This is a genomic window from Schnuerera sp., assembly GCF_035459645.1.
In the GTDB taxonomy this organism is placed as follows: domain Bacteria; phylum Bacillota; class Clostridia; order Tissierellales; family Tepidimicrobiaceae; genus Schnuerera.
In genome coordinates this window covers 1-4,061 of the sequence record NZ_DATHXO010000087.1, presented here as the reverse complement: position 1 = coordinate 4,061, position 4,061 = coordinate 1, and the positions used below count along the sequence as shown (strand labels likewise).

The following is a 4,061-nucleotide window of genomic DNA, read 5'->3' as shown; positions in this document are numbered from 1 at the left end:
ATTATATTATAATAATGATCTATATATAGATATAATGGACATAGCTCCTTATCTATACATAACCCCAGATTATAAAGAAGATAAGGCTGTTTTAAATATAGATGCCAATGGAGTTTTAGTAAAGCATGAACGTTATTCTAATATAGATAATCTGTTGGCTTTTAGAGAAGGTAGAAACTATCTTTTAGATATTCAAATGGAACAATTGAAAAAAAGAATTGAGGTTGAAGATAGTTTAAGAGGCATCCCTTATGCCAAGATAAATAATATTACAGATTTAGAGGAATATTTAAATAAGCATTTTTCAAAAATTGGAGAATTGGTTGTTGATATTGATGTAGATGATACTATAGGCAAATGGCTCTATTTAGATATTAGTTTTCCTCGTTCTAAATCTTACAGATGGTATAGATTACAACGTAAGGAAGTAGAAGACTGGATTTGGGATATGTATACAGCTATATTGAATTTATATGATGAAGAAGGATTGCTCCACGGGGCTATTAGAAATCCTCATTATAGCAGGTATTCTTCCTCTTCTTATAAAAACTATGTAACCTTTGATACTAAAGATATGGATTTATATTTTAATTTTTCCAGATCCTTGTTGAAAAAAGATTATAGATTTGATCCAAATAGACTTACTGATAGTTTAAATAATACTTTAAATAAATATAATAAGGTAAAATTCGACTATGAAATTAATCAATCTGGAGACGATGTAGATTTGATAGCCTACCCAGATTCTAACTCTGTAGAGGATTGGTCTATATATACTAAGATGGGGTATTTAAAAAGGCTTAATTGGGAAATCAGAAGAGTTTATCCTGATTTAACCGTTAATGGAACCTTAATCTTCCCTAAAGAAGATATAGAACCTATTAAATTCTATTTTGATAGTAATAAAATTCGTTCTAAAGATTTGTTAATGGAAACTGAAACCCATTTGAAAAATCTTTATGGTAGTTTTTCTTATAGAAACTATTCCTATGGACTGGATTTTAATATTTATGAAAAGGATATAGATAATCTAAAATTAATAGTTGAAGGTGACTTTTCTATAGATGATGATAAATGGATTAACGGTGGGGATAGGGTTGTTGATAGATTGAATACCAGAGTTCAAAGTGCCATATCCACCCTTATATCTTTATGGGATATGAATATATCAACAGAAGTATTAGATAATAACGGCAAAACTATAACGGAAATAGATACCTACCAAAAAAATGTAGGTATTGTATATGCTAATCCATCACCAGGAGAAGTTAAGGAAGGTACTTTAGTATATCTATATACAGATACTTCAGGAGCAGACATATATTATACTTTAGATGGAAGTACTCCAACTAGACAGAGTTATAAATATACAGAACCTATAGTAGTATCTAGAGATTTGACTATAAATGCTTTTGGATATAAGGAAGGTATGGGGTCAGGTCCTATTGCAGCATTAAAATATACAGTGGTGCCTGATGATGATTGGTCTTATGGGTTAAGAAATTTGAGAATCGATAAGGGAGTGCTGGAACCTTCCTTTAGAAGGGATGTTTTGGATTATGAAGTAAACTTAGATGGAAATACAAACAGTATAACCATAACCCCTTATGCTGATGAGGGAAATATCACAGTAGATGGTAGAACTGTAGATTCTGGTGAAGGACGAAGGGTTTCATTGACTGAAGGAAGAAATGTAGTAAATATTAGGGTAAAAGAAAGAGATAAAGAAGAAAGAATATATACATTAACCATATATAGAGGTAGTTCAGGTGGTGCTGATATTAGAATAGACAAGCTCAATTTTTCTACTACCATAATTGGTGTATTTAAAGGCCAACTCACTAGCAACTATGTAAATAATTTTGCTGGATATAAAATTGAACTACTATCTAAAGCAGGAGTAAAATACAAAGAAACCCATGCAAATTCCAACGGTGAATTTGAAATAACAGGATTCGACATTGACGCCATAAGTAAAATAATAGGCTACAAATACAGAGTATACGACGGTGCAGGAAATCTAGTACTGGAAAATGATTTATAATTGTAATAAGGGTGACATGATGGTTGTCATTCTGAGCGTAAGCGAAGAATCTCGGGTTTATTATCATAAGAAAGGGTGATTTTTTGAGAAATAATAAATTTATAATTCTTTTGTGTGTTTTTCTATTAATACCTAGTTTTATTTTGGCTGAAAGCCCATCATTAGATAAGATATCAAGGGTAGTGAAAAAAGGATATATGGGTCAAGGTAGTTTAGATTTAGATCAAAATATGAATAGAGGGCAATTAGCCACTATAGCTGTAAGGCTATTGGGTTTGGAAGAAGAAGCAAAAAATTTCAAGGGTTCTATCCCCTTTAAAGATGTAGAAAAATTTCAAGGGGGATGGGCTACACCTTATGTAGCTATAGCCTATAGAGAAAATATAATTCAAGGAATAAACCCTACCACCTTTGACCCTCAAGCCCAGGTAAGTTATATAGAGATACTTACTATATTTATGAGGATACTAGGATATCAGGATGGAATTGATTTTGTAGATTATCCTGAAGACTACTATATTAAGGCTGTAGAGTTGGGATTAGGTAATTTGTACTCAGATATTGACCAGAAGGTTACTAGAGGCGATGTGGCGCTGACTATAGAACAATTATTGGATTTGCCTCTTAAAGATGAAGATATTACTCTACTGGAAAAATTGGATAAAAAACCAACACCAGTAAAAAGGAAAAAAGAAAATATAAGAATGACTAATAAAAAGTTTAATACCACAATTACTGGCATGTTTACTGGACGCCTGAAAGGTAGGGAAGATTTTAGCAAATACAAAGTTCAACTAGTCTCCAAAGAAAATCGGCAAGGTAAATATGAAATATATGATGAGGTAACTCCAGAGAAAGACGGAGTATTTAAAATATGGAATTTTGACATAAGCTGGACAGCCAGATACAGAGGGTATAGGTATAAAGTATACGATGATGAGAATGAATTGGTATTGGAAGGAAAACTATAAGATACGAGATCCTTCGAGGGTCGTTCTTATACTGTAAGGCTCAGGATGACATTGTGGCTGTCATTCTGAACGTCAGTGAAGAATCTCATCCTTGTCATTCTGAACGTCAGTGAAGAATCTCGTATTTGTCATTCTATAAGATACGAGACCCTTCGCGGGTAATACTCATACTGACGGGCTCAGGGTGACATAATGGTTGTCATTCTGAACGTCAGTGAAGAATCTCGTACTTGTCATTCTATAAGATACGAGACCCTTCGCGGGCAATACTCATACTGACGGGCTTAGGGTGACATTATACTTGTCATTCTGAACGTCAGTGAAGAATCTCGTCTTCAAACCCCCTCTCAATCTTCTATTAGTATTACATAGCCTTTATCTATGGATGAATCTTTGTTCTTCATTATATAGGCCTGGGCTCCTTGTCTTAGGAGATATAGTTTGTCCTCTGGAATAGGTAGATCATTTAGTAGTATTACCGCCTCATTTATATCCACCCTTTCATCAGAGGTATTCTCCCAACGTTTGTTTAGAGTATTGTAATTTTTTATCTTGGTAAAGGTTATACTTCCGTCATCATAGTCTATTTCCTTTATCTCTCCTATAGTGGAATAATTCATATTTACATTTTGTCTATATTCATTTATATGAGGGGTTAAGTTCAATGCTAACAACTCTTTCCCAAAGGTTGATTCTCTAACTACAAAATAGGCTGTCCTATTTTTATAGAAATTATTTTCTACTCTTTTTCTTAATGTAGTATCTTTAATATCCTTTAAGTTAATGTATCTTGATGAAATAAAATAGTTAGCTGGTATATACTCTTTTAGTTGGCTGTCGTATATTAATGTATCTTCTGTAAGGTCAAAGGTTTCTGATTTTTTTAATTGTTTCCATCTATTGTTTTCTGTTAGTTTTAAATGATCTAGTCTATAATTTATCTTCCCTATTTTTACTTTGTATTGATATATATCCTCTACGTTACCTCTATAGATGGATATCTTTGTACCGTCTATTCTATCGTCTAATAGGGAAGTGCCTCCTAT

General features: G+C 32.7%; 3 protein-coding genes. 2 read left to right on the top strand and 1 reads right to left on the bottom strand.

All coding sequences use genetic code 11. From position 1 onward, the window contains the following. Together VK998_RS02130 and VK998_RS02125 are read left to right on the top strand one after the other, a co-directional pair. A partial coding sequence (locus VK998_RS02130; protein WP_325224961.1) for a chitobiase/beta-hexosaminidase C-terminal domain-containing protein occupies positions 1 to 2,044 on the top strand: 2,044 nt, incomplete at its 5' end. Positions 2,045 to 2,127: 83 nt separating this feature from the next. Continuing rightward, positions 2,128 to 3,015: an S-layer homology domain-containing protein gene (locus VK998_RS02125; protein ID WP_325224959.1), complete on the top strand. Its 888-nt coding sequence runs from the start codon at positions 2,128 to 2,130 to the stop codon at positions 3,013 to 3,015. 347 nt (positions 3,016 to 3,362) lie between these two features. Here VK998_RS02125 and VK998_RS02120 read toward each other — a convergent pair. After that, positions 3,363 to 4,061: hypothetical protein (locus VK998_RS02120; protein WP_325224957.1), on the bottom strand; the 699-nt coding region annotated here is incomplete at its 5' end.